This window comes from Arcicella rosea (assembly GCF_040543805.1).
Taxonomy (GTDB): Bacteria; Bacteroidota; Bacteroidia; order Cytophagales; family Spirosomataceae; genus Arcicella; species Arcicella rosea.
This window is the reverse complement of record NZ_JBEUMS010000016.1, coordinates 57,393-81,808: the sequence shown is the minus strand read 5'-3', so window position 1 is coordinate 81,808 and position 24,416 is coordinate 57,393. Positions and strand designations below refer to the sequence as shown.

At 33.4% G+C, this 24,416-nt stretch carries 20 protein-coding genes; 10 read left to right on the top strand and 10 right to left on the bottom strand.

All coding sequences use genetic code 11. The annotated features are described in order from the left end of the window. Positions 1-20: 20 nt before the first annotated feature. From ABID42_RS19135 to ABID42_RS19120, 4 genes are all read right to left on the bottom strand, one after another. The gene (locus ABID42_RS19135) at positions 21-1,748 is read right to left on the bottom strand and encodes a hypothetical protein (RefSeq protein ID WP_367285034.1); all 1,728 of its coding nucleotides are present in this window, start codon (positions 1,746-1,748) and stop codon (positions 21-23) included. Positions 1,749-1,832: 84 nt separating this feature from the next. Further along, positions 1,833-2,468, bottom strand: coding sequence for an NUDIX hydrolase (locus ABID42_RS19130; protein WP_323689177.1), 636 nt, complete (start codon positions 2,466-2,468; stop codon positions 1,833-1,835). An 89-nt stretch (positions 2,469-2,557) separates the two neighbouring features. Beyond that, positions 2,558-4,132 (bottom strand): NAD(P)/FAD-dependent oxidoreductase, encoded by a 1,575-nt coding sequence (locus tag ABID42_RS19125; protein ID WP_367285033.1) that lies wholly within the window; start codon positions 4,130-4,132, stop codon positions 2,558-2,560. A gap of 157 nt (positions 4,133-4,289) precedes the next feature. After that, a complete protein-coding gene (locus tag ABID42_RS19120; RefSeq protein ID WP_323689179.1) occupies positions 4,290-4,730 on the bottom strand; it encodes a hypothetical protein in 441 nt (146 codons plus the stop codon). A 114-nt stretch (positions 4,731-4,844) separates the two neighbouring features. On the opposite strand from ABID42_RS19120, the gene ABID42_RS19115 reads away from it, so the two are divergent. Together ABID42_RS19115 and ABID42_RS19110 are read left to right on the top strand one after the other, a co-directional pair. Next, complete coding sequence (locus tag ABID42_RS19115) at positions 4,845-6,464, top strand: T9SS type A sorting domain-containing protein (protein WP_367285032.1); 1,620 nt, start codon at positions 4,845-4,847, stop codon at positions 6,462-6,464. Continuing rightward, a complete protein-coding gene (locus ABID42_RS19110; protein ID WP_367285031.1) occupies positions 6,464-8,437 on the top strand; it encodes a thioredoxin domain-containing protein in 1,974 nt (657 codons plus the stop codon). The genes ABID42_RS19115 and ABID42_RS19110 overlap by 1 nt, the downstream gene beginning before the upstream one ends. On the opposite strand, the gene ABID42_RS19105 is transcribed toward ABID42_RS19110, so the two are convergent. The 4 genes from ABID42_RS19105 to ruvC all read right to left on the bottom strand — a co-directional run bounded on the left by ABID42_RS19105 (position 8,434) and on the right by ruvC (position 10,964). Continuing rightward, positions 8,434-8,766, bottom strand: coding sequence for a type II toxin-antitoxin system RelE/ParE family toxin (locus tag ABID42_RS19105; RefSeq protein ID WP_367285030.1), 333 nt, complete (start codon positions 8,764-8,766; stop codon positions 8,434-8,436). The genes ABID42_RS19110 and ABID42_RS19105 overlap by 4 nt on opposite strands. Next, complete coding sequence (locus ABID42_RS19100) at positions 8,756-8,971, bottom strand: hypothetical protein (protein ID WP_367285029.1); 216 nt, start codon at positions 8,969-8,971, stop codon at positions 8,756-8,758. Before ABID42_RS19100 ends, ABID42_RS19105 begins: the two co-directional genes overlap by 11 nt. Before the next feature lie 99 nt (positions 8,972-9,070). Next, a complete protein-coding gene (locus ABID42_RS19095; RefSeq protein WP_367285028.1) occupies positions 9,071-10,312 on the bottom strand; it encodes a hypothetical protein in 1,242 nt (413 codons plus the stop codon). A gap of 88 nt (positions 10,313-10,400) precedes the next feature. Beyond that, positions 10,401-10,964: a crossover junction endodeoxyribonuclease RuvC gene (ruvC, locus tag ABID42_RS19090; RefSeq protein WP_367285027.1), complete on the bottom strand. Its 564-nt coding sequence runs from the start codon at positions 10,962-10,964 to the stop codon at positions 10,401-10,403. Positions 10,965-11,004: 40 nt separating this feature from the next. Between ruvC and ABID42_RS19085 the strand changes: the two genes are divergently transcribed. From ABID42_RS19085 to ABID42_RS19060, 6 genes are all read left to right on the top strand, one after another. Further along, on the top strand, positions 11,005-12,000 hold the full coding sequence (locus tag ABID42_RS19085; RefSeq protein ID WP_367285026.1) for a lysylphosphatidylglycerol synthase domain-containing protein: 996 nt from the start codon (positions 11,005-11,007) through the stop codon (positions 11,998-12,000). A gap of 181 nt (positions 12,001-12,181) precedes the next feature. Next, the gene (locus ABID42_RS19080) at positions 12,182-13,294 is read left to right on the top strand and encodes a glycosyltransferase (protein WP_367285025.1); all 1,113 of its coding nucleotides are present in this window, start codon (positions 12,182-12,184) and stop codon (positions 13,292-13,294) included. 110 nt (positions 13,295-13,404) lie between these two features. Beyond that, complete coding sequence (locus tag ABID42_RS19075; RefSeq protein ID WP_435521486.1) at positions 13,405-14,049, top strand: polysaccharide deacetylase family protein; 645 nt, start codon at positions 13,405-13,407, stop codon at positions 14,047-14,049. A 15-nt stretch (positions 14,050-14,064) separates the two neighbouring features. Next, positions 14,065-15,075 (top strand): glycosyltransferase, encoded by a 1,011-nt coding sequence (locus ABID42_RS19070; RefSeq protein WP_367285023.1) that lies wholly within the window; start codon positions 14,065-14,067, stop codon positions 15,073-15,075. 121 nt (positions 15,076-15,196) lie between these two features. Next, positions 15,197-15,976 (top strand): TatD family hydrolase, encoded by a 780-nt coding sequence (locus tag ABID42_RS19065; RefSeq protein ID WP_367285022.1) that lies wholly within the window; start codon positions 15,197-15,199, stop codon positions 15,974-15,976. Between the two features lie 48 nt (positions 15,977-16,024). Continuing rightward, positions 16,025-17,089 carry an asparaginase gene (locus ABID42_RS19060; protein WP_323689195.1) on the top strand — a complete coding sequence of 355 codons (1,065 nt, stop codon included), beginning with the start codon at positions 16,025-16,027 and terminating at the stop codon, positions 17,087-17,089. 94 nt (positions 17,090-17,183) lie between these two features. Here ABID42_RS19060 and ABID42_RS19055 read toward each other — a convergent pair whose 3' ends face one another. Continuing rightward, positions 17,184-17,576, bottom strand: coding sequence for a MarR family winged helix-turn-helix transcriptional regulator (locus tag ABID42_RS19055; protein ID WP_323689196.1), 393 nt, complete (start codon positions 17,574-17,576; stop codon positions 17,184-17,186). A gap of 111 nt (positions 17,577-17,687) precedes the next feature. Further along, positions 17,688-20,792: a lantibiotic dehydratase gene (locus tag ABID42_RS19050; protein WP_367285021.1), complete on the bottom strand. Its 3,105-nt coding sequence runs from the start codon at positions 20,790-20,792 to the stop codon at positions 17,688-17,690. A 320-nt stretch (positions 20,793-21,112) separates the two neighbouring features. Between ABID42_RS19050 and ABID42_RS19045 the strand changes: the two genes are divergently transcribed. Beyond that, positions 21,113-23,293 (top strand): penicillin acylase family protein, encoded by a 2,181-nt coding sequence (locus ABID42_RS19045; RefSeq protein WP_367285020.1) that lies wholly within the window; start codon positions 21,113-21,115, stop codon positions 23,291-23,293. Positions 23,294-23,403: 110 nt separating this feature from the next. Beyond that, complete coding sequence (locus ABID42_RS19040) at positions 23,404-24,411, top strand: fatty acid desaturase (RefSeq protein WP_367285019.1); 1,008 nt, start codon at positions 23,404-23,406, stop codon at positions 24,409-24,411. Positions 24,412-24,416 lie beyond the last annotated feature (5 nt).

The window sequence follows — 24,416 nt, the reverse complement described above, 5'->3', positions numbered from 1 at the left end:
AGATTGTTACTTGCTCTAAATTATTGAATTACAATCGTTTGTTTCGTAAAATGGCAGACGATACGATTATTTATTTTTTGGACGATGCCAATTTGATAAGTATTTTTTTCAAATGAATCTAAAAGTACTGAAGTATAAAAGCCAGCCGTAAAATATGGATTCATTTGTAGGAATTTTCTTCGTCCAGATTTTTGATGATAAACAGGATAAACGTAAGTATTCTTTGGAGATTTGAAGAGCACAAAAGCTTGCCCTTGATAGTCTAATTGCGTATTTTTTAAGAGTACTTTAGGTAAATAAATTGCTTTTTTGGCATCCAATAAGATAGAAGAGTCTTTTGAGATTTCAACCTTGTATTTATCTTCAACATCAGAATTATCTGTACTGATGACTGAAATAGGTTGATTTAGATAATTTTCTGGAAAAATACTTACCCCATTTTGAAAAGATTGAGCAAGTATCACACTAATGTTTCGATTGAATGATGCTACGTTTTCAATCGTGGTTTTATTGTGTTGATAATTATAAGCTTCACTTTGATTCAAATGCTTTTGAAAAATAATTTTATCAAAATTTTGATACCAAGCGAAGAGGTTAAATAAAAGCCCAGTCACTAAAAAAGTGTTTCCAATCAGTACTCTGAATTTTGGTAAGTAACATAACAGACCACAGTAAAATAACACAAAAATAATGTAAGAATTATGTAAATATCTGTTGGCAAAACTTGATTCTAGCCCAGACCAAGATCTACTTAATGCCACCAAAAGTGCAGTGATGCTGAAGAATAAAAAGGATGCTAATAAAAAAAGGTTTTCGTTACTTAAGTAGTTGTTAACTAATCTTTTGTCGTCTTTTTTGAACAAGTAAAGTGAATTGATGTAAATCGTTTTTACATTGAAAAATGATAATATGATAAAAACAAAAAAACCTAGTGCTATCGCTAAGTAGAAAGTCCCTAAACTATGTGAAGCCACAGAAATAAAACTTCCCCAAAATGCCCCAAAGCATAAAAGTAACCTGACTGGATTACTTAAACTACCAGCCAAATTTGAATTTTGCCCGTTTTGATAGCCCCAGAAGTAAATTACTGCAATGAAAATCATCAACGATAGCCAGATAGCTAATGCTTTAAATCTTTTTTGAAAAATTAAGATTAAGGCAACAACTGGAAAACTGAATAAACCATTGCCATGTGTAAACGTAAGAATAATGACGAGTAGAATGGAAACCCAGAAGTATTTTTTTTTGAAAAAATTAATAGTGTAAAAGAGTAACATTGCCCAAAAAATATTGCCTACTTGTTGTAAAGTAGAAATCGTCCAAAGGTAATTTTCGGTACAAGCTGGTTGGAAGATATAAAAAGCAACTGGAACTAAATACCAAATTGCCAATTTCATCTGTTGCAGAAATTTAGCGAAGATGATAAAAATGCCCAAATAATATAAAGTAGCAATGGTATTTAGTACTTTCCAGTCGATATGTCCTTGAAAATAATCTCCTATTAAAACGAAAAGTCTTGGAAAAACAATTCGATGTTCGTTATGTAAACTCCAAAGTGCTTTTAATTTATCTCCAAAACTTAACTGTGAATGATGAGTAGTATTTACGAAACAGAGTAGATGGTAATCATCCTGAAAAAAGAAGTTAAATGAATAAGAATAACAGATGAAATAAAAAAAACAGATAACCAGTATGATGGCAAAATATGATACGACAGTCGAAAATGAGTTTTTTATAATAAGGTTCATCGCTATTCTTTAAAATGTTTAGTAGCTTATACGCCTACTAAATTAGTGTAGATTGATTGATAAAGAGGTATTTTTATGTAAAATTTAATTATTACTCGACTCAAGTACTGCTACAAGTTCAGCAATCATCATGGCAGTAGCCCCCCAAACTACATGTTCTTGGATTTGGTAAAAAGGCGCATCTACTTCTACGCCACGTACATTCAATACTTTTCTACCAATAATTTCTGGATTTAAAATCTCGTCTAAAGTTACTTCTACTACTTTATCAACTTCACGTGCATCTGGATAGAATTCAGGTTTATGACTCATAAAGCCAATCACAGGTTGTACATAAAAATTGGAAGCAGGAATAAAAAGTTTAGTAAGTTTTCCAAGAATTTTAACGTCGGTTAAACGTACTCCAATTTCTTCTTGAGCTTCACGCATGGCTGTTCTGACAAGGTTCTCATCTTCTTTTTCAGCTCTTCCACCAGGGAAAGCCATTTGTCCGCCATGAACGCCATCGTATTGAGGACGTAAAATTAAGGGAATATAAATTTTGTCGTTTTGTGGATAAAATAAAATCAACACAGCACTTTCTCTGGTGCGCTCGCTAGGTGAAGGCATTTTCAATTTAAGCCTTGCATCGGATGCCATTTTTTCATGAGCAATTCTTCCCGGTAAAGGTTCTTGAAGCCGTTTTTTTATATTTTCAATAAATGGTACAAAACCTATCATAAGCTGTTGTATTGTTTGATTAAGAATGGGCTGATAAGTTTTTATGAAAATGATTCAATTAGTAAATTAACATTAATTTATCATACAAATTAACTTTTAGCATATTTTTCCACCAATTTTTCTGCACAACGTTCGCCATCCATCGCTGCCGACATGATTCCGCCCGCATATCCAGCACCTTCGCCACAAGGGAATAATCTTTTTATTTCAAGGTGTTCTAGGTTTTCTTTATCTCTCGGAATACGAACAGGAGAGGACGTTCTACTTTCAATACCAATAATTTGCGCTTGGTTTGAAGCATAATTTCTCATCTTTTTCCCAAATTGTTGTAAGCCATCCTGTAAAGGCTTTCCAATAAAATCTGGAAGTACTTCCAACATATCCATCGAAACAAGTCCTGGTTGATAAGAAGTATCAATCAAGTTTTTTGAAGTACGTTGTTTGATAAAATCATCTACCAATTGTGCGGGTGCGGTTTGTCCACCACCTGCCATTTTACAAGCTTTTTGTTCAAGTTCTTTTTGTAACTGTAATCCTGCCAAAGCACCAAATTCTTTATAAGGCAAAACGTCTATTTCATTAATGGCAACGACCATTCCTGAATTAGCAAAACGAGAATCACGACGAGAAGGAGACATGCCATTTACCACTAGTTCGCCCGGAGCTGTAGCCGATGGAACAATAAATCCGCCCGGACACATACAAAATGAAAATACACCTCTTTGCACGCCTTTATGAAAAGTTTGTGCAACCAAACTGTAAGAAGCTGCGGGCAAATATTTTCCACGTTCTTTGCAGTTGTATTGTAAAGAGTCGATTAAAGATTGTTGGTGCTCAATCCTAACGCCCATTGCATAAGGTTTTGATTCAATCAAAACATCTTTTTTCTGACATAACTCAAAAATATCTCTTGCCGAATGTCCAGTAGCTAAAACAACTCCAATACCAGAAATCTCTCTTCCATCTTCCAAAATAACTCCTTTGATTTCCTTTTGTTGCATGATAAAATCAACAACTTTGGTATCAAAATGTACTTCTCCGCCAGCATTTAAAATACTTTCTCTAAGTTCAGCAACTAATTGTGGTAATTTGTTTGTACCAATGTGCGGATGTGCATCGACTAAAATCTCTTCTGTTGCACCGTGGGCTACAAAAATTTCTAGTACCCTTCTAATATCGCCTCTTTTTTTACTTCTGGTATATAATTTCCCATCAGAATATGTTCCTGCGCCACCTTCACCAAAACAATAGTTTGATTCAGGGTTGACGATGTGTTCTTTATTGATGGCTGCTAAATCTCTTCTTCTACTTCTAACGTCTTTTCCTCTTTCTAAAAGAATTGGTTTTACGCCTAATTCTATCATGCGCAACGCAGCAAATAATCCTGCTGGTCCAGCGCCAACAATAATTGCTTGCTTTGCTTTGGAAACGTTTTGATAGTTTTTTTGAAATTCTATTCTTGGCGTTGGTGTTTCATCCAAAAATACTTCTGCTTCGATGTTTACTTTTACTTGTCGTCCACGGGCATCAATTGATCTCTTCAATGGACGTACAATCGCATCTGCATCAGCAGGAAATTGAAGTAATTTACTTAAATGATTTTTGAAGTTTTCTTGGTCGAAAGCAATTTCTGGCTCTAAAACTAATGATATATGTTTTCTCATGATTGTAAGGTTTTTATCCTTAAATGAATAATAATTTCTTTGGAAAAAGGTTTTTAGAAAGACAATTGTCGATTGTTCAACAAAAGTCAATAAAAAACCCGTAAGTTTTTTTACTAAGAAAGAAGTAAAAAAACTTACGGGATGAATAAAAGTTTACTTATTTAAAAGGAATAAATTCCATGTGAATTGGTACTGAAACCCCAGCATAAACGATATTATTTTTTAAAATCATTTTTTGCTTAGTCAGTGAAACCACTTCAAAAATACCAGTAAAACCTTGAATGTTGATGTCTAATTTTGTGTCATTTTCAACAAATTTCCATGCACCATAAGCTTGTGCTTGTTTAGAAACTTTGTCGTAAGAACGTACAGTGAATGTTTTATCGAAAACATAAGTAAGTTCACCAATTAATTTTGAGTTTCCTCCGAATAATGTTGGATCTACCACGTCTCCAGAAGTAGTTGTGAAACGGTCAATTTGCCATTCAGAAGATTGTATAACAGTAACTTTGGTATCAACTGGATTTACATTATCGTCAGAACAGGCAAAAGTGACAATTGCAAAAAGGCATAATAAGAGGAAATGATTTAGTTTCATGTTGTTGCTAGTTTAAAAACTCAAGAATCGAATTTTCTTTAACAAAGTTAAAGGTTTTCTTCCGAAATTGCCAGAAGTTATCCTTCAAACACTATTAAAATACAATCACGAAACGTGAAAAAAGCTTCTATTATTATATTTATCTTATTGTTATCAATGCAATTGGCTTTCGCACAGTCCGACTGTCAGCCTGCTTTTCGATATACTTCATCAACTCAAAATGGAGTAATTAATTGGGGACAATTTCCTGAATTTTCATTACCCTTCAAGATAGTTTATACAGGACCTCGTTTCAATGATGCAAACAGACTTCCCTTGAAACATGGATTTACGCATTTAGCTACCTTTACCGAAGCAGATGCAAGTTTGCCCAAAGAAAACAGAGCGATTTTATGGGGAGGAGTAGCTAGTTTGGTTGGTCAGCCTTGGTATGAAATTGAAAGTCCTTGGGCAAATGATTTAACCAAATACAAAGCAAAATGGGATGATGACATGCGTGGAATGGCAGGTCTGTTCAACGATACACAAGGAAAAATAATGCCCAATTTGGATATTTTGATGTTGGATATTGAAAGAGAAATTCCGACGGATGCGGGCATTCGTGCTTTGAAAACTGATACTTCTATTCCTTCACAATATCGGTCTTTGTCAGACATTGACTTTACAGAACGTTACAAAAGAGATTTATCTAAATTGTATGCTGAACCAATTACTTATCTTCAGCAAAAAAATATTCCTTCAAGTACACAATTTGCTTCCTATTCAGATGCTCCAATAAAAAATACGGAATTTCCACTCAATTATACTTGGCAAGAATGGCTGACAAGTGATAAGGTTTTGAATTATTACATGAAAGATACGATTACGAACCTAACAGGGGGTAAATTCTATCAACAAAATACTTTTTTAGCACCATCAGCTTATTTTTGCTACGAGTATGGTTCTTTGCCATATCCGAATATTGCTTATCAATTGTTTCAAGTTGAAGCAAATGTGGCTAGGAGTAATAAAGATGTAATGTTGTTCCAGTGGCTTACTTATAATAAATGTCAGGAAAGTTCTACTTATGGTTTCAACATTAATATCAAAAAATACTTAGCGGAGGCTCAGGGGATTTTTCCATTTTTTTCAGGTGCTAAAGGCCTTTGGCTTTGGGAAGGACCATATACTCCTGATAATGTAAATTATTCTATTTACGAATCTTACATTTATGGTTTGTATAGACTTTCTGAATTCAAAGATTTCTTTACAGGCAATTATCGTTTAGTGATTCCAAAAAATGCTTATGACCATTTTAAAGACCAAGATGCTATTTGGAGAGGCGTTGTAAAAGGTAATGAAATTCTAATTGCTGCTATCAACGAATTTGCTCAAGACGGTGCAACTACTGAACTGACGGTTCACTATGGAAATTGGTCTCAAAAAATTAATTTAAAGGGTAAAGAGACTTTTCTGTGTAAGTTTACTTTGCCAGATTTGCAAAATAGTTATGCACTTTATCCAAATCCGACTACAGGGAAATTTAATTTTGAATATTTTGGAGAAGGTTTTTTAAGAGGAAACTTTAAAATATATGATTTCTTGGGAAGAGAAGTGTATTCAAAAGATTATAATCCTGCCTCAAGTTATATTTCTGCAAAAATGGAATTTGATTTGAATTTACCTTCGGGCAATTATATTTTGAAATATGTAGAGGGAGAGAAAAGTGTTATTAAAAAAATTACTATCTATTAATGAACAGATTAGCCAAAGAAACATCGCCATATTTATTACAACACGCTCAAAACCCTGTAGATTGGTTTCCGTGGGGAAAAGAAGCATTAGACAAAGCCAAAGCTGAAAACAAACCCATTTTGGTAAGTATTGGTTATTCGGCTTGTCACTGGTGCCATGTGATGGAACATGAATGTTTTGAAAAAGAGGAAGTAGCAGAGCTAATGAACCGCTATTTTGTCAATATCAAAGTAGATAGAGAAGAACGACCAGACGTAGATGCCGTTTATATGGATGCTGTTCAGGCGATGGGTGTGCATGGCGGCTGGCCTTTGAATGTATTTTTGATGCCAGACGGAAAACCTTTTTACGGCGGAACATATTTCCCCAAAGTCAATTGGTTGAAATTACTCCAAGCTGTTAATACAGGTTTTACAAATAGTCAAGCAGAATTACAGAAGTCGGCAGAAGGTTTTACACAAAATATGCTTTTTAAAGATTCTGTAAAATATGGATTAGAGCCTGAAAGTCAGATTTTCACTAAAGAAGATTTGAAAATAATGGCTTCAAAATTAGCAAGTACTTTTGATGATGTTTGGGGTGGTTTTGAAAGAAGTCCAAAATTCCCAATGCCTTCTATTTGGGCTTTTTTATTGAGATATGTTCATGAAACAAAAGATGAAAAAGTACTGAATCATGTAAAATTGACGCTAAATCGTATGGCAATTGGTGGAATTTATGACCAATTGGGTGGAGGTTTTGCTCGTTATTCAGTGGATGGAGAATGGTTTTGTCCACATTTTGAAAAAATGATGTACGATAATGGACAATTAGTAAGTCTGTACTCCGAAGCTTACTCTTTAACAGGCGAAGCCTTGTATAAAGAAGTAGTCTATGAAACGATTGGTTGGCTAAAACGAGAAATGACCAGCGAAGAAGGCGGATTTTACTCAGCTTTGGATGCGGATTCGGAAGGAGTAGAAGGTAAATATTATGTTTGGACGAAAGATGAAATTGAAGCCATTTTAGGCAACGAAGCCGAAGCATTTTGTGAAAATTATCAAGTAACAAAACAAGGAAACTGGGAACATGGCGTAAATATTTTATGGAAATACGAGCCAACTTTGAATGAAAAATTTAAAGTACAAATTGCCAAATTGAATACGATTAGGAATACACGTATTCGTCCCGGATTGGATGATAAAATACTTTGTTCTTGGAATGCTTTGATGTTGAAAGGTTTAGTGGACGCTTACAGAGTATTCGACGATGAAAGTTTCTTGACTTTAGCCGTTCAGAATGCACATTTTATCAAAGATAAGTTTTTAGTTGGCGAGCAATTGATGCACAGTTATAAAAATGGAGAAACTAAAATTCAAGGATTTTTGGAAGATTATGCAACTTTAATTGACGCTTATTTGAATTTATACCAAGCTACTTTTGATGAAACTTGGCTACATTATTCCGAAAAGCTAACATTATATGCTTTTCAAAATTTCTGGGACGAAGAAGACGAATTATTTTTCTTTACCGATAAAAATGCGGAAGAATTGATTGCCCGTAAAAAGGAAATTTTTGATAATGTGGTGCCAAGTTCCAACTCAATTATGGCGAGAAATCTCTATACTTTAGGTTTGATTTTAGAAAGAGAAGATTTCTTGAGTTTATCAAAATTGATGCTTTCAAAAATGAAAAATCTATTATTGAAAAATGTAGATTATCTAACCAATTGGGCTTGTCTGGCAACACAAATGGTTTCGAAAACACCTGAAATTGCCATTGTAGGGAAAGAATTTTTAGCTTTCAGAAAGCAATTCGACCAACAGTTTTTCCCTAACAAAGTACTCTCTGGAACTGCAACTATCAGTAAATTACCATTATTAAAAAATAGAAGTGCCAAAGAAGGCGAAACCTTGGTTTTTGTTTGTTACGACAAAACTTGTCAATTGCCTGTAAAAACGGTGGAAGAGGCTTGGGAACAGATTAGACGTTAGTTATCTTTAATCAACTTAATTAAATCCTTAATTTCCTTATCATTCAAAGACGACTTTTCAGACTTATCATAGATTGATAACAAAAATACTTCAGTTTCTGCAACCAATACACAAGTAATGACCCTTGCTCCGCCAGACTTTCCTTTGTTTTTACTAGCAATTGAAAGTCTGATTTTGTAGCAATCCTCTCCCAATGAAGTACCTTGCTCAGGGTTTTTCTTGAGGCTTTCAATTAAGTCAAATAATTCTTGTCTAAGTGAAGGGAATTTTTTGATTAACCTTTTAGCCTGTTTTTGAAATGCCGAAATAGGAATTACTTCAAAGTTCATTTAAAAAATCATTTAAGTTTGGTTTAGGCATTTTTCCCACTTTTATGAGTTTCATTTCCTCAAAAGCCTCCATTAGTTCTTGACGATGTATTGCTTTAGATTCGTCAGGCAAATGTAATTTCTTACGAATGATGTCCCATTCTTGAATTGGAATATAAACACCTGTTATACTTCCTGTATTGTCAGATAAATATTGTAAACTCATTGTGCTTAATTTAAGAATTAGTCATAAGTAAAGGCAATTCAATAGAATTACATTTACAAAAATAAGCAATAATTTGAAAATTAAATTTGCGTCGTACTCCTAATTTTCAAAAGAAATTCCTTCAGATTCCTTTTTATCCGCATACAAAATTATCTCTTCTTTTTTACCATTTACGGTGAAACGTATGGCAGTTGTATTGGCTCCTTCATTTCCTGTATTATTGGCGAAAACCGTGAGAATATTTTTCTGATTTGTCTTTAATTTCAACGTCAATACTTTAGATTTTCGGGTCAATAAATGTTTTTCAAGAATATATTGTCCGTTGAAACACACTGATACAATATCGCCATCTTCATTTTCATGGTCGAAAAGTTCGATGTTTAATTCATCTTTACTTACTTTGAAATGATGCTTGATTTTTACTTTTCGCTCCATTTCGCAGTAAATTTTATCTGCTTTTCGTTCGAGGTAAGATTTTGTGATGGTTTTGATTGGTAAATGATATGAAAGTTGAAAACCGATATAAGCTCCGTTTTCCAAAGCCGAAGTAGAAGCTACTACTTGGTTATTGATAATTCCTGAATAAGTATTATCGACAAAATGCGATAAAGGAATACCAACTCTGATGCCCATATTCAATGAACGCATATCGTTGGCTGGTCGCCAAAAAGTTTTGCCAATTTCAAAGAAAACCATATTATTCGTTCTATTGATAACTTTGCTTTCAATCCTGAAACCTTGTCCATTCGCAATCCAATCTTCGCTTTCTTTAGCGGATTGACTCAAGAAATTCATCGTTCTTCCACCAACTTCCAGATAATTTCTTACTTCTCCTAAACCTCTTCTTCCTCTTGATTTTGAAGTATATGTTACACTTGCCGAAAAGCCAGAGTAATCTAAAGTATTTTGCCAAATACTTGATTCTTTCCCACTTACAAAATAATGGTATTCGTCTTTAATAGCGTAACTATTTGGAGACGAAGTATAATAAGCCCCGATTTCTGTTTTGAAAATATGATTGTTCCTTAGAAGTTTTGAATATGATATTCCCAAATCAAAAGAGCCAATTAAACCGTATAGTTCGGTTTTCCCATCTCTATTGACACTTGTATTAATCGGCAAAGCAGTAAATGGAAAAACATTATAAGAAAATGCGCCTTGTTGAAAACCATTTGTAATCGAAGTGTTTTGTGGCAAACCAAAAGTAAATAAAGTAGCCGAAGGATGAATGCTAATAGTGCTAATTCCTTCTTTATTAGATATTTGAGCCGATGAAAAATGACTTAAAAACCATAATAAGAGGAAAGAAGATAAGTTTTTGAGAAGTATAGATTTTTTCACAAAATGATTATGTTTAGATGATTAGTTAAATTACTGAAAATTAGATTAAGTATAAACAACTCTTCATTCCAAAATCGCCATTTCTCACTTATTTGATTCTATCAGGATTTTCATTTACAAAAGCTCCCCAACCTTTTTTTGTTCCTTTATTCGTTGCCATAATACTTGTACCATGAAAATGATGACAAACCGCAATCCCCAAAGCATCTGTTGCATCAAACATTTTTGAATCTAATTTCATTTTCAAAAGTTGGTCGAGCATGTGCGCTACTTGTTCTTTTGAAGCATTTCCATTACCCGTAACCGATTGTTTAACTGTTTTAGGGGAATACTCTACAATCGGAATTTCACGAGATAAAGCTGCCGCCATCACAACGCCTTGTGCTCTACCTAATTTCAACATTGACTGTACGTTTTTACCAAAAAAAGGTGCTTCAATTGCCATTTCATCAGGCATAAATTCTTCTATGACAGAAATGATTCGTTCATAAATTTTCTTTAACTTAATTTCCTGCGTGCTATATTTGCTAACGTTGATAACGCCATATTGTAAAACTTTCATTTCGTTACGTTCAACCAATATCACACCATAACCCATAAAACGAGTGCCTGGGTCAACGCCTAAAATTATTTTCTCTGTATTATTTACCATTTTTTAGCACAAAAATTTCCGTCCCTGCCTTTATCTTTTCATGCAAAATACCAACGAAACAAATCCTAAAACAAGCATTTTATCTGAAAAACTATTTTCGTTATTCAAAACTTTGCTTTTTGTACTCATCGTTTGGATGCTTTACAAAACATTCAAAGATAAACAGCAAAATATCGGAGATTTGATTGTAGAATGCCAGAAAGCTTTGGTTTGGAAAAATCTATGGAAAGGCATTTTATTAATACTCTTAATTTTTTTCAATTGGGGATTTGAAGCCAAAAAATGGCAACAATTAGCCCTAAAAGTTGAAGATATTTCTTTCCAAGAAGCCTTCAAAGGCGTTTTAATGGGCTTGTCTTTGGGCTTTATCACGCCAGCCAATTTAGGTGATTATGCAGGAAGAATGTGGAAGTTTCAACATCAAAAAAGAGCTGAAAGTATTGGCGCCATTCTGTTGGGAAATGGCATTCAGTTTTATATTTCACTGTTATTTGGCACTTTATCTTTTGTTTATTTCTTAGTAACTCAACATCAGTTGCTTCTTGGTTTCAATGTCGTCGTTGTGATTGTCTTGACAATAAGTTTGTTTTTAGGCTTTTTTGCTTATCAAAAAAGACATCTTTTTTATCTTTTAATCTTAAAAATTCCATTTTTAAAGAGATTTGCTCACACGATAAAAATCTTAGAACATTTTACGAATCAAGAAGTAAAAAAGGTATTTTTCTGGGGTTTGATGCGTTATTTGACGATTTCCTTACAGTTTGTATTGGTTTTATTAATTTTTCAAATCAAGTTAAATATCTTAGATTTATGGACTATCTCTTGTTTGATTTTTCTGATAAAAACCATTGTGCCTGCCATTAATTTTCTGGGCGATTTAGGCATCAGAGAATTTTCAGCGATTTATTTTTTTAGTTTTTATCAAGTAAATACTGCTGCTGTGATTGCGGCTACTTTTGTATTGTGGTTAATCAATATTCTATTTCCAGTATTGTTAGGAAGTATTTTAGTGCTAAAAACAAAGGTTTCAATTTGAAAATGTGAGTCTTCTAATTTGATGATTTGAAAATTTGAAGATGAGTTTTTTGATTTGAAGATTTGAAAGTTAGTTTATAAGCTTTTCAATTCTAAGTTCATAAATCATCAAATTTAAGTTTTAATAGCTACATCCACATTTTCAAATTCACACATCTTCAAATTTTCAAATTCAAAAAATCATGCTCTTTATCATCTTAATAATCACAAGTTTTTACTTTATTTTCAATCTGTTATTAATAGCAGTTTGGAAAGAATTGAAAGCGAAACATAAAGTATTTCCAAGTGATAAAGACACAAAACTGACGGTAATCATTCCTGTTCGAAACGAAGAAAGTAATATTTTACAATTACTCCAAGACCTAAACCAACAAAATTATCCTGCTGAGAATTTTGAAGTAATCGTAGCCAACGATGGTTCGACTGACAATACTGAAAATATTGTTTTAGCATTTCAAGAAGAAGCAAAGTACTCACTGAAAATCTTAAATTTATTAAACGATGCCAGTACTTCGCCCAAGAAAAGAGCGATTCAAAAAAGTATTGAAATTTCTTCAGGCGAATTATTGATAACTACCGATGGCGACTGTACGGTTTCACCGAATTGGCTTAGTTCCATCCAACAATTGTATAAATCAAAGCATGCCAAATTAATCAGTTCGCCAGTAACATTTACGGAAAAGCATAGTTTGTGGAATACGATTCAAATCATAGAATTTGCCAGTTTGATAGGTTCAGGTGCTTGTGCGATGTATTTACAAAAGCCAAATATGTGCAACGGAGCCAATTTGGCTTATACTCGTGAAGTATTTGAAGAAGTAAATGGTTTTGCTGGAAATGAAAATGTAGCTTCGGGTGATGACGAATTTTTAATGCACAAAATCGCCCAGAAGTATCCAGAAAAGGTATTTTTCAACCCAGATTTTGACGCCATCGTCAGAACAGAATCGCAAGCGGATTTAGCTCATTTTTACCAACAAAGGCGACGTTGGGCAAGTAAATGGAAACATTATGATAATTGGCAAGTAACAGCTTTAGCCATCTTTATTTTCTTAGTAAATTTGAGTGTTTTAGCAGCTTACTGTTTGATAAACGGATATTTTGGGATAGGAATTTTGTTTTTAAAATTCACGGCAGAATTCTTCTTTTTGTATGCAGTAATCAAGTTTTTAGGCTATAAAAGCAAAGTAATTTACATTCCAATCGTTCAAATTATTTATCCATTTTATGTAGTGTTTTTTGGTTTATTGGCACAGGGGAAAGGTTATTCTTGGAAGGGGAGGAGGTTGGAGTAAAGAAGCAATTTTATTGAGCAAGAATAAATTTTGATTTTTCACTCAGCTAATTCAAAGGATAAAAATTAACTTGCACTCATATATTTTTTGTTTGTAATAAGTTATTTCTCATGTTTATCCACAAAACCAATTTCCTGATGCGGGCTTTATATCCAGATTTTGTCTGGAATATCAAGCGTGATGAAAAAGTAATTTACTTGACTTTTGACGATGGCCCAATTCCTGAAATTACCGAATTTGTGTTAGAAGAATTGGCAAAATTTCAAGCCAAAGCTACTTTTTTTTGTATTGGCGATAATGTCAGAAAATATCCTGATGTATTTCAAAAAGTACTCGAACAAGGACACGCAGTTGGGAATCATACTTTTAATCATTTAAAAGGTTGGATAACTGAAGATGAACATTATTTGAAGAATTTTAAAGAATGTGAGTCAATTTTGGAGAATGATTTTCAAATAAAATATGATTCTTTATTCACTAAAAAGAAGTTCCGTCCTCCTTATGGGAGGATTAAAAAAAGTCAGGCGAAAGCGATTTTGCCGAGTCACGAAATTATTATGTGGGATGTACTTTCTGGGGATTTCTCGCAAGAATTATCGCCCGAAAAAGTATTAAAGAAAACAATACAACATACAGAAAACGGTTCAATCGTTTTATTTCATGACAGTATCAAGGCAAATACAAATATGTCTTATGCTTTGCCAAGGGTATTGTCACATTTCTCGGAAAAAGGTTTTACTTTTAAGGCATTGTAAACCTAAATGGATTGAATGAATACTTCACAACAGCCTAATATTACCATCTGGATTGCTGCCAGAAATGAAGAAGATACAATTTTAAATTGCCTTCGTTCTATCGATAAAGTCCATTATCCCAAAGAAAAGCTACAAGTATTAATTGGAAATGATCAGTCAGAAGACCAAACAAAAGCTTTGGTTGAAGATTTTATAAAAGACAAATCTTATTTTCAACTTATTGATATTCAGAATGTAATCAATAATCAACGTGGGAAAGCCAATGTGTTAGCAAACCTTTATGAATATTCTACGGGAAAATATTTTTTGATTTGTGATGCTGATGTAACAGTAAATCCTGATTGGATTGAAGGAATGATTGCCAATTTTGAAGCTGACGAAAACATTGGTCATCAAGTAGGCATTACGGATATTAAAGGCACAAATATTTGGCATCATTTTCAGTCAATCGACTGGCTTCATGCGCTTACTTTATTGAAAATTGCCGCAGATTTAAAAATTCCTTTGACGGGTCTGGGCAATAATTCAGCCATTACTCGCAAGGCTTATGAAGCTACGGGTGGCTATGCTAAAATACCTTTTTCGATTACGGAAGATTTTGCACTTTTCCATGAAGTAGTCAAAAACGGATTTGGTTTCAAAAATACCATTAATCGTAAAGTATTCAACCAAACTTTACCGATGATGAATTTAAAAGAATTCTTACATCAAAGAAAACGCTGGATGGTTGGCGCATTACAATGTCCGTGGTGGATTGTTACTTTACTTTTCTTGCAAGCTTTATTGTTACCGATTTTAATAGTGATAGGTTTTACTTTTTCTTGGCAGCTGGCTGGTACTTTATGGTTTATTAAATGGTTGAACCAAAGTATTACAGTCTTGCCAACAATTTTAAAATTAAGGCGATTTCACTTAATAAAACATTTACTTTTGTACGAAATCTATGCCAATTGCTGGCAATTAACGATGATACTTTTCTATTATTCGCCCGTAGCGGTGGATTGGAAAGGAAGAATCTATCGTTGAAAAGATTTGGTAGATTTGACTACTTTTTGAATTTTCAAATCTGTACTTTCAGTTTATTTCTTTAAAAATCAAAAGCTTATAGCCTAAATCCTACCGCTTAAAGCCAAATAAAAAATATCAAATGAATCATTCATCCTTACAAATTATTGAAACTCACGCCCATATTTATGATGAAACTTATGTAGAAGACCGTGATGAAATGCTGGAAAAAGCTTTTTCATCTGGTGTTTCGCAAATTTGGATGCCAAATTGTGCCTCAGAAACCATCGAAGGTATGATGGCTTTGGCAGAAAAATATCCAAATAAATGTTTTCCGATGATGGGTTTACATCCTTGTTATGTAAAAGAAGATTTTGAAAAAGAATTAGCCATCGTTGAAGATTGGTTAAATAAGTACAAATTTATTGCTATCGGTGAGATTGGGATGGATTTATATTGGGATAAAACCTTTGTAAAGCAGCAAGAAGAAGCCTTTTTATATCAATGTCAATTAGCTAAAAAGCATAATTTATGGATTGATATTCATTCAAGAAATGCTTTTTGGGAAACAGTAAATTTGATAGAAAAGAATGCAGACCCAAATTTAAAAGGTATTTTTCATTGCTTTACAGGTACTTTAGAGGAAGCACAAAAAGCCATAGAATTAGATTTTTTGTTGGGAATTGGTGGCGTGGTTACTTTCAAAAATGGGGGATTGGATAAAATTCTTCCGCATATTGATTTAACATCAATTGTCTTAGAAACGGATGCCCCTTATTTAGCGCCAGTTCCGTACAGAGGAAAAAGAAATGAGCCATCGTATCTTTCTATTATTGCTCAAAAAGTAGCCGATTTAATGCAAATTCCCGTAGAAAAAGTAATTGAACAAAGTACACAAAATGCGCTTAACTTATGTCAATAAATTAAGTTTATAAATGCTATTCATCATTCACAACAACTAAATTATACTATGTATAATATTATAAAAATTAATACGAAATCAGATAGTAAAGACGATGTAAAAGTACTCGTAATTTACACTGGAGGAACTTTAGGAATGGTTTATGATGCCAAATCGGATGGTTTAGTACCTTTTGATTTTGCTCAAATTCCTGAAAATTTACCAGAAATGGCTCGTTTAGATTTTGATATTTCAGTACTTACTTTTGAAACACTATTGGATTCTTCCAATATGAATCCTTCTGTTTGGGTTACTTTAGCAAAAATCATTGGTGAAAAATATCATGAGTATGACTCTTTCGTCATTCTTCATGGTACAGATACTATGGCTTACACGGCTTCTGCTTTGAGTTATTTATTAGAAAATTTGAACAAGCCAGTTATTTTGACCGGTGCGCAATTGCCAATTGGAGTAGCTAGAACAGATGCTAAAGAAAATTTTATTACTGCACTTGAAATTGCGGCGGCGAGGCTGAATAACCAACCAATTATTTCAGAAGTTTGTATTTATTTTAATTCTGTTTTATTGCGTGGAAATCGTGCAAGAAAAAGTGAAAGTGTTCAATTCAATGCTTTTGAATCGGAAAATTATCCAGTTTTAGCAGAAGCTGGTGTGAAAATAGAGTATAACAAACCTTATATCAAGCATCATCATCCCAATGCAAAATTGATTGTGCATGAGAAATTGGATGAAAATGTGGTAATTCTAAAAATTTTTCCAGGAATTTCGGAAAAAGTTGTGAGAAGTATTTTAGGAATAGAAGGATTAAAAGGCGTTGTTATGGAAACTTTTGGTTCGGGAAATGCCCCAACAGTTCAATGGTTTTTGGATTTAATGAAAGAATTCATCGACAAAGGAATTATCATTTATAATGTTTCACAATGTAACGGCGGAAGAGTAATCCAAGGTCATTACCAGACAAGCCAATACTTGCAAGAAATTGGAGTAGTAAGTGGAGCAGATTTAACGACTGAAGCAGCGATTACCAAATTGATGTACGTACTTGGTCAAGATACTTATTTTGCTGAGAAAAAGAAGAATTTGAGATATTCAATTGCTGGAGAAATGTCTTAGTCAGCAAAATTTCAATCACCAAGTATTTTCTTATTAGCTGGAGAATTAATTCTCCAGCTAATAAGAAAATCATAAATTTTAAACGGACTCGCTATCAATGTGTAATGTTAGAATAAATAGTATCAAGAATTTTTACAAAATTTTTATAATCTTCTTCCGATAAATCTCCCCAGCCTTTTCTTCTTACTTCTACAACAATTGGGTAAGCCTGCTCAAATTTCTCTCTTCCTGCATTTGTAAGTGTAATCATAAATCGGCGACGGTCGATTGTTGCCATTTTCCTTTCAGCAAACCCTTTTTTTACTAATAAATCAATGATTCTAGTAACGGTAGGGGCGTCCTTAACAGTCATTTCAGCTAATTCATTCTGACTAATCCCAAATTCTTCGTGTCTTTTAATATGGTCAAGTAAAACCCATTGGTCAACAGTCAGGTCAATATTGGCATCATCTAATTTTTTTTGGAGGATGAGCCTTATTTTTTTCATTGTTGTGTCAATTTTGAAAAAATAAGCTCTGTTATCTGCTGGATTGGTAGTCATATTTTTATTAAATGAATTGAAAAGGTTTAAGCAATTAGATTATAATTTAATGAGAATTTAACTCAAATTTATCTTAATCACATTCTTTTTTAATTTGGCTAATTCGGCTTGGTAATAGCGATACATAAAATCATAAATAATTAATTCATGAAAACGCTGATTGTCAGCAATTACACGATTGACCGTCATGTGAATGGTATCGGATAAGTATTTTTTGAGCGTATTGTCTGATTTTAATACTTTTATCTGAGCAATATTTTCTTTGATTTGCTCGCTTTTATGTTGAATTGACTCAAAAAATGCCACATATTCCTCACTTGCTTCAGACGATAAAATACTTTCTATCTTTTTCCGATATTCTCTAAAACGCTTGTCCATTTGTAGTTTCATCGGTTTATCTACGTTGAATTCTTGGGCAAAATTGTCTTTTGCTAAGTTCATCAAATCTAGCTTTTGGTTGATAGAAAGCCCAAAATCATCCAAATAAATATCAATTAGTTTCATCGCAAATTGCCAACGAATTTGCTCTCTTTCATCGCCCCAAGTTTGTGTTAATAGATTTACGATGGCTTCGCTATCGTGAAAAAAGATATTTTCTGTTAAAATCATGACATCAGAACCATATCTTTCTATTTCTCTTTGGTAAGTATCATATTGAATTTTCCAGATAATTCCTTCTTTTTCTAAAACGGCTAAAGTTTCTTTCAGACTAAGAATTACTTCTCCCAAATGCTTTAAATCTGTAAAATGAAGTCGTAAACGAATATGATTATCAGGATCGGTATATCGAATAAAAAACCATTTGTCAATCAATTGTTTTTCCAGAAATTGCTCAACCAAAGGCTTGATATTTTGTGCTAAAATATCGTCTGCAGCTTTTACGCCTGAATAAATTTTAAGATAAAGCCATTCTGAACCCAAAGAAAAAGTACGTTGTGTTTCATCAATCAGAGGTTTTTGAAGTTGAATTTTCTCAAAAACAGTTTTTTTGTTGACTAATGAAGCAATAAATTGATTTGCAAAAAGTGCTCCAGATTCGTCAACGACATGCCCATTGTTGGGTATAAATAAAAATTCCTTTAGCTCAATCTTTTCACGATTCTTGATGGTATCAAGCCAAGTCTGAATACTCAATAAATTTTCAGCATTGACCAACAATTCATTGTCAAAATCAACTAATACAAATCGTTTTGGCAATTGCCACTTTGTGCTAAATTCATGGAAAATGGCTAATAAATTTTCAGATGAATTGATGAGTAAATGTTCAAAATCTTCTTTTTTAAATTGCCAAGTAGCAGCTTCAAGAATGATATTTTTATAAGTAAGTCGAGGTGAAAATTTCGTATTTAATGTCGCTTTTTTCCAGCCAGTATCAAAAGAAACGACTAGATTAGCACTTTGTAAATCACATAAAAAATGATAAATAGGCAAAGCATTCATTGAATAATTATGAGCATTACTAAGCCTCGGAATTACTTCTTTGTTTAATCTTTTTGATTTTAACCTGATTTTTTGTTGACTAATATCCACAGAAACCAATAAATCTTCCAGTAAAATTTGCTGATTTTCTGGTAAAGACGATTTGGCTAAGTATGGAATTTCATAAGTCCAGAAAGCAGGATGAAGTAAAATGTTACCAATTCTATTTTCGGGTAAATGTACAATTTCAGCAAAGACAACTTCTGGATTTAATGCTTGTTCTTTTTCAGTAATTTCTTGAATAATATCCAAAATTGCTTCGTCGGTATGAGCGAATCTTCCTAATAAATTTACTGCACTTGTACCTCCAAATTTTTCCAGATAAATTGGTAATTGCTCATCGCCAGTCAATCTAAAAATCATCGAAGTAGAACTTGGCATTCTTTGTTTTTTTTTCAGAAAAGGTTTTAAATCACCTTCTTCCAAATTTACTTGTAAAGCATTTTCTTTAAGTGCATTCAAGTATTTTCTGAACAGATATTGCTGAAAAGGATTTAGCTTAACGGAAAGTTCCTCTTTTTCTTCTTGATTTAATTCAAAACCATTGGCAATGGGTGTAAAATTACTTTTGCCAGATTGTCCATAACCAATGCCTGTTTCAGTATCCATTACTATGAGTAAAGGAATTTCTTGGTTTTCGTAACGTTCATAAAACTTCTTGATAAAATCACTTTGCGTTGGATTCTCTCTTTTTTCACTTACTTGAATCAAAAGCTCAGCAATTTCACTTAGTACTTCTTGATAAACAGCCGAAAGTTTGTTCTCTTGAAATAGATTGACCAAATCTGTTTGAAACAACTTTCCTTCTTCAAAAGGAACGCCAATTTTCTTGATAAGCGATGTGATTTCTTGATAAGCACTTATGTCATTCGTTTGCTTGTTATCAATTGCTTTTAATTGATTTTCAATGCTTTGTAAAGTTTCAAGATAATGTTCATCGACATTGTTTTTTTGAAGTACTTTAATGATTTGTTGGGTTAAACCTTCACCAGTAATGGCTGGTTCTAATTCATTAATTAAGAGTTGAGCATCAATTAACTGTTCGATAAAACCCAAAGCGTCTTCTTCCGAAATATCATCGTCTATCAAAAGTGGTGCAATTTCCGACATTTTTGCTCCTTTTTTACAAGCATCTAACACCAAAGCAATGTATTCAGACCATTCAAAAGCAGAAATTTGATGTGTTCTTTTTCCATCAACATATTTATATTCTACATAGCGAATTTCTTGACCAATTTGATAAATACTTGAGTTTGGAAAATACAATAAATGACTTTTGATAAGAGGAATTTCTGATAAACTTTGTGCTAAAGCACCAGCATAGTGCATGTCTAAACGAGTACTTCTCTTTTTTTCTGAAGCGATAGTCAAAGCCGTTTCATCACTCCATTCAATCACCGAACAACCTGCAAAAAGTCCAAAAGGAGTACATCGATTACACATTCTGGAATAATATTTACTGAGCGAAAAAACTATTTTTTGAGCTTTTTTGACATCAGTAATATTACCATCTTTCCAAAGTTGCGCTTCATTGAAAAGTACCGGGGATGCCAAATAAAGTGCTTCTAAGAAAGGCGGATGGTTGAGTAATGTTTTAAGAAAATCTTCAGAAATATCATCTGCAAATCGAAGCGTGGGCGTTCTTAGAATGATTTTTTTAAGAAATTGATATGAATTCGACATTAAAAGCTAACGATTGGTTTGACGGTATCATCAAATTTAATGCTTAATGCCTAAAATTGTACGAATTGATAATTTTTATTATTGTTTAAAAGAATGCTTACAGGGAAAATTATCGCCTCAATCATTATTTTCAATAATATATATCACTAAAAACCCTTTAGAAAAATCATTGATAAAGCCTCACTATTTCCCCAATTTTCGGAAAGAATTCATTTATTAAGGCAGAAAGAGATAAAGTTTAAAGCAAGAATTGGCAGAAATTTCCATGAATTTTGTATGTTTGTTTATACAGAAAACTTCATCATTCAATAAAATCAAATATGAAAAAAGTTATTTTACTGCTTTTTCTTCCTTTCTCTATTTTCGCTCAAAAATTTTCTAGTGCTGAAATCAATCGTTTTAAGCAACAGGCTCAACGAGTAAATATCATTCGGGACAATTGGGGTATTCCGCATATTTATGGTAAATCTGATGCAGATGCTGTTTTTGGTTTACTTTATGCGCAATGCGAAGACGATTTCAAGCGGGTAGAAATGAATTATATTGAAAAATTAGGACGAATTTCTGAGCTAAAAGGTGAATCTGAATTATATAATGATTTACAAATTCGTTTGTTGATTGATACAACGGAAGCCAAAGCTGATTATCAAAAAGCAGCACCTTGGTTAAAGAAATTATTGAATGCTTATGCGGATGGAATAAATTATTATTTGCACACGCATCCTGCTGTAAAACCAGCGATGTTGAATCGTTTTCAACCTTGGTATCCTTTATTATGGACGGATGGAAGTATTGGTGCCATCAGTACGGCAGATTTAAGTATTGCCGATTTAAAGAATTTTTATTCAGGCAATTTAGTGTCGGCTGTGGCTGTTCCAAAGCTTTCAGACCATCAAACGGGCTCAAATGGTTTTGCTTTTTCTCCGAAAATTACGGCTTCGGGCAATGCCATTTTGTACATAAATCCACACGTTACTTTTTACTTTAGACCAGAAGTACAAGTAGTTAGTGAAGAAGGATTAAATGCTTACGGAGCGGTTACTTGGGGGCAAATGTTTGTTTATCAGGGTTTTAATCCTTACTGTGGTTGGATGCACACTTCTAGCAATGTAGATGTTGCAGATGTTTATACAGAGAAAATTATCAAAAAAGGTGAAAAGTATTTTTATGAATATGAAGGAGCTTTGAAGCCCGTAACAGAAAAGAAAATTACGATTAGTTATCAATCAGGAAATGAATTAAAGCAAAAAACATTTACGACTTACTTTACGCATCACGGACCAATCATGGCGAAAAGAGATGACAAATGGTTGAGTTTAAAGTCTTACAACCGTTCAATTATTAGCTTGATTCAGAGTTGGAAACGAACCAAAGCCAAAGGTTTTGAAGAATACAAGCAAGTAATGGCTTTGAAGGCGAATACTTCAAACAATACAGTTTTTGCAGATAATAAAGGGAATATTGCTTACTGGCATGGCAATTATATCCCGAAAAGGGATAATCAATACAATTGGGCAAAACCAGTTGACGGTTCAATTGCGGCAACAGAATGGAAAGGTTTACATGCCGTTGATGAAACCGTTCATTTGTATAATCCAGTGAATGGTTGGTTACAAAATTGTAACTCAACGCCTTTTTCGGTAGCAGGAGTGAATAGCCCGAAAAGAGAAAATTATCCACCTTATATGGCACCAGATGGCGAAAACTTTAGAGGAGTAAATGCTGTAAGAGTATTAGACCGTGAGAAAAAATACACGATTGATAAAGTAATTGAAGCGGGCTACGATACTTATTTATCAGCTTTTGAAATATTGATTCCTGCTTTGATAAAAACATTTGAACATGAAGTAAAACCCAACGATTCACTTTATAATCAATTAAAAGCACCGATTGAAGTATTGAAAAAATGGGATTATCATTCGTCTGAACATTCTGTCGCTACTACTTTAGCGGTTGAGTGGGCTCAAAAACTAAGTCCTGTCATTCAAAGATTGTATATTGACCAAGGAGAAACAGATCAAGTAGAGAATACGAAAAGGTTTGCTGCAAATGCTACGGTTGCTCAATTGATGCCACCTTTGGTGACAGTAGTAAATGATTTGACTAAAAAGTTTGGTTCTTGGGAAGTCGCTTGGGGAGAAATCAATCGTTTTCAACGATTAAATGGAGATTTGCAAGCCAAGTATAACGACAACGAACCAAGTGTTCCAGTAGGTTTTGCTTCTGCTTTATGGGGCTCTTTGCCTTCTTATAATAGTCGATATTATCAAGGAACGAACAAAAGATACGGAGTAGGAGGAAACAGTTTTATTTGTGCGGTTGAATTTGGAAAGAAAATTAAAGCAAAATCGCTTTTAGCAGGTGGCGAAAGTGGTGACCCATCTTCTAAACATTTTAATGACCAATTGTTGATGTACACAAAAGGAAAATTCAAAGATGTCCTTTTTTATAAAGAAGATGTCTTGAAAAATGCAGAAAAAACATATCATCCAGGCGAATAAGTGTAAATATTGTGAAACAAATTGATAAAACGTTTGGTTCGCAGTATATTTGAAAGATTTTTAAATAGAATTTAAACAGTAATTTCAATAACGAATTAAATTAACATTAAATGGCGTATCAACAAGATTTTACTCATGTTACAGGTTCTGAACCTCACCGCTTGCGTACAAGGCAGATTTTAAAGGCTCACCCAGAGGTTAAGAAGTTAATCACTAAAAATCCGATGACGATGGTTTGGATTTTGGCTTGTGTGTCACTTCAAATCCTGATGACTTATTTGGTGAAAGACCAAGCATGGTACATTATTTTGGCAGCAGCTTGGTGTATTGGCGCTTTCCCTTCACATACTTTGTTTATTTGTATTCATGAGGCTTCACATAACCTTGTTTTCAAAAAGCCTTCTTGGAATGTTTACGCTGGTATCATCGCTAATTTTCCTTCTTTAGTGCCAACAGCTATTTCTTTCAAAAATTACCATTTGAAGCACCATGCTTTTCAGGGAGTTCATGAGTTAGATGCCGATTTACCAGATTATTGGGAAGCTAAACTTATCAATAACTATTTTATCGGTAAAGCCGTTTGGTTATTGTTATTTCCTATTTTCCAAGTAATTCGTACACTTCGTTGTTTAGAATTAGCAGTAATTGACCGTTGGGTAATGATGAATATCATCGCTCAGATTGCCTTTGATGCTGTAATTTGGTATTTCTGGGGATGGTCAGCATTAGGATATATGGGCGCAAGCTTTATGTTCTCTGTAGGGTTACATCCACTTGGTGCAAGATGGATTCAAGAACATTACTTAGTATTAGATAAAGACCAAGAAACTTATAGTTATTATGGTGGTTTGAATTTAATCAACATGAATGTAGGTTACCACAACGAACACCACGATATGCCTTCAGTACCTTGGAATAATTTGCCAAAATTGAAAGCTGCTGCTCCTGAATTTTATGATGATTTGAAATATCATACTTCGTTTGTGAAATTATTTTTCACATTTTTATTCAGTCAAGAAGTAGGTTTATATTCAAGAATTGTTAGAAAAGAAAGAGGTCGTGTAGGCTTAGACGACACTTCAATTCCTGATATTCAGATGGCTGAACAAAAAATATAATACTA

Bases quoted from the DNA above. Each gene is read 5' to 3' on its own strand.
- ABID42_RS19065 (WP_367285022.1), top strand. From the start codon at position 15,197: ATGAATCATTCATCCTTACAAATTATTGAAACTCACGCCCATATTTAT.
- ABID42_RS19070 (WP_367285023.1), top strand. From the start codon at position 14,065: ATGAATACTTCACAACAGCCTAATATTACCATCTGGATTGCTGCCAGA.
- ABID42_RS19100 (WP_367285029.1), bottom strand. From the start codon at position 8,971: ATGAGTTTACAATATTTATCTGACAATACAGGAAGTATAACAGGTGTT.
- ABID42_RS19045 (WP_367285020.1), top strand. From the start codon at position 21,113: ATGAAAAAAGTTATTTTACTGCTTTTTCTTCCTTTCTCTATTTTCGCT.
- ABID42_RS19040 (WP_367285019.1), top strand. From the start codon at position 23,404: ATGGCGTATCAACAAGATTTTACTCATGTTACAGGTTCTGAACCTCAC.
- ABID42_RS19130 (WP_323689177.1), bottom strand. From the start codon at position 2,468: ATGATAGGTTTTGTACCATTTATTGAAAATATAAAAAAACGGCTTCAA.
- ABID42_RS19075 (WP_435521486.1), top strand. From the start codon at position 13,405: ATGTTTATCCACAAAACCAATTTCCTGATGCGGGCTTTATATCCAGAT.
- ABID42_RS19135 (WP_367285034.1), bottom strand. From the start codon at position 1,748: ATGAACCTTATTATAAAAAACTCATTTTCGACTGTCGTATCATATTTT.
- ABID42_RS19120 (WP_323689179.1), bottom strand. From the start codon at position 4,730: ATGAAACTAAATCATTTCCTCTTATTATGCCTTTTTGCAATTGTCACT.
- ABID42_RS19110 (WP_367285031.1), top strand. From the start codon at position 6,464: ATGAACAGATTAGCCAAAGAAACATCGCCATATTTATTACAACACGCT.
- ABID42_RS19055 (WP_323689196.1), bottom strand. From the start codon at position 17,576: ATGAAAAAAATAAGGCTCATCCTCCAAAAAAAATTAGATGATGCCAAT.
- ABID42_RS19050 (WP_367285021.1), bottom strand. From the start codon at position 20,792: ATGTCGAATTCATATCAATTTCTTAAAAAAATCATTCTAAGAACGCCC.
- ruvC (WP_367285027.1), bottom strand. From the start codon at position 10,964: ATGGTAAATAATACAGAGAAAATAATTTTAGGCGTTGACCCAGGCACT.
- ABID42_RS19105 (WP_367285030.1), bottom strand. From the start codon at position 8,766: ATGAACTTTGAAGTAATTCCTATTTCGGCATTTCAAAAACAGGCTAAA.
- ABID42_RS19080 (WP_367285025.1), top strand. From the start codon at position 12,182: ATGCTCTTTATCATCTTAATAATCACAAGTTTTTACTTTATTTTCAAT.
- ABID42_RS19060 (WP_323689195.1), top strand. From the start codon at position 16,025: ATGTATAATATTATAAAAATTAATACGAAATCAGATAGTAAAGACGAT.
- ABID42_RS19085 (WP_367285026.1), top strand. From the start codon at position 11,005: ATGCAAAATACCAACGAAACAAATCCTAAAACAAGCATTTTATCTGAA.
- ABID42_RS19125 (WP_367285033.1), bottom strand. From the start codon at position 4,132: ATGAGAAAACATATATCATTAGTTTTAGAGCCAGAAATTGCTTTCGAC.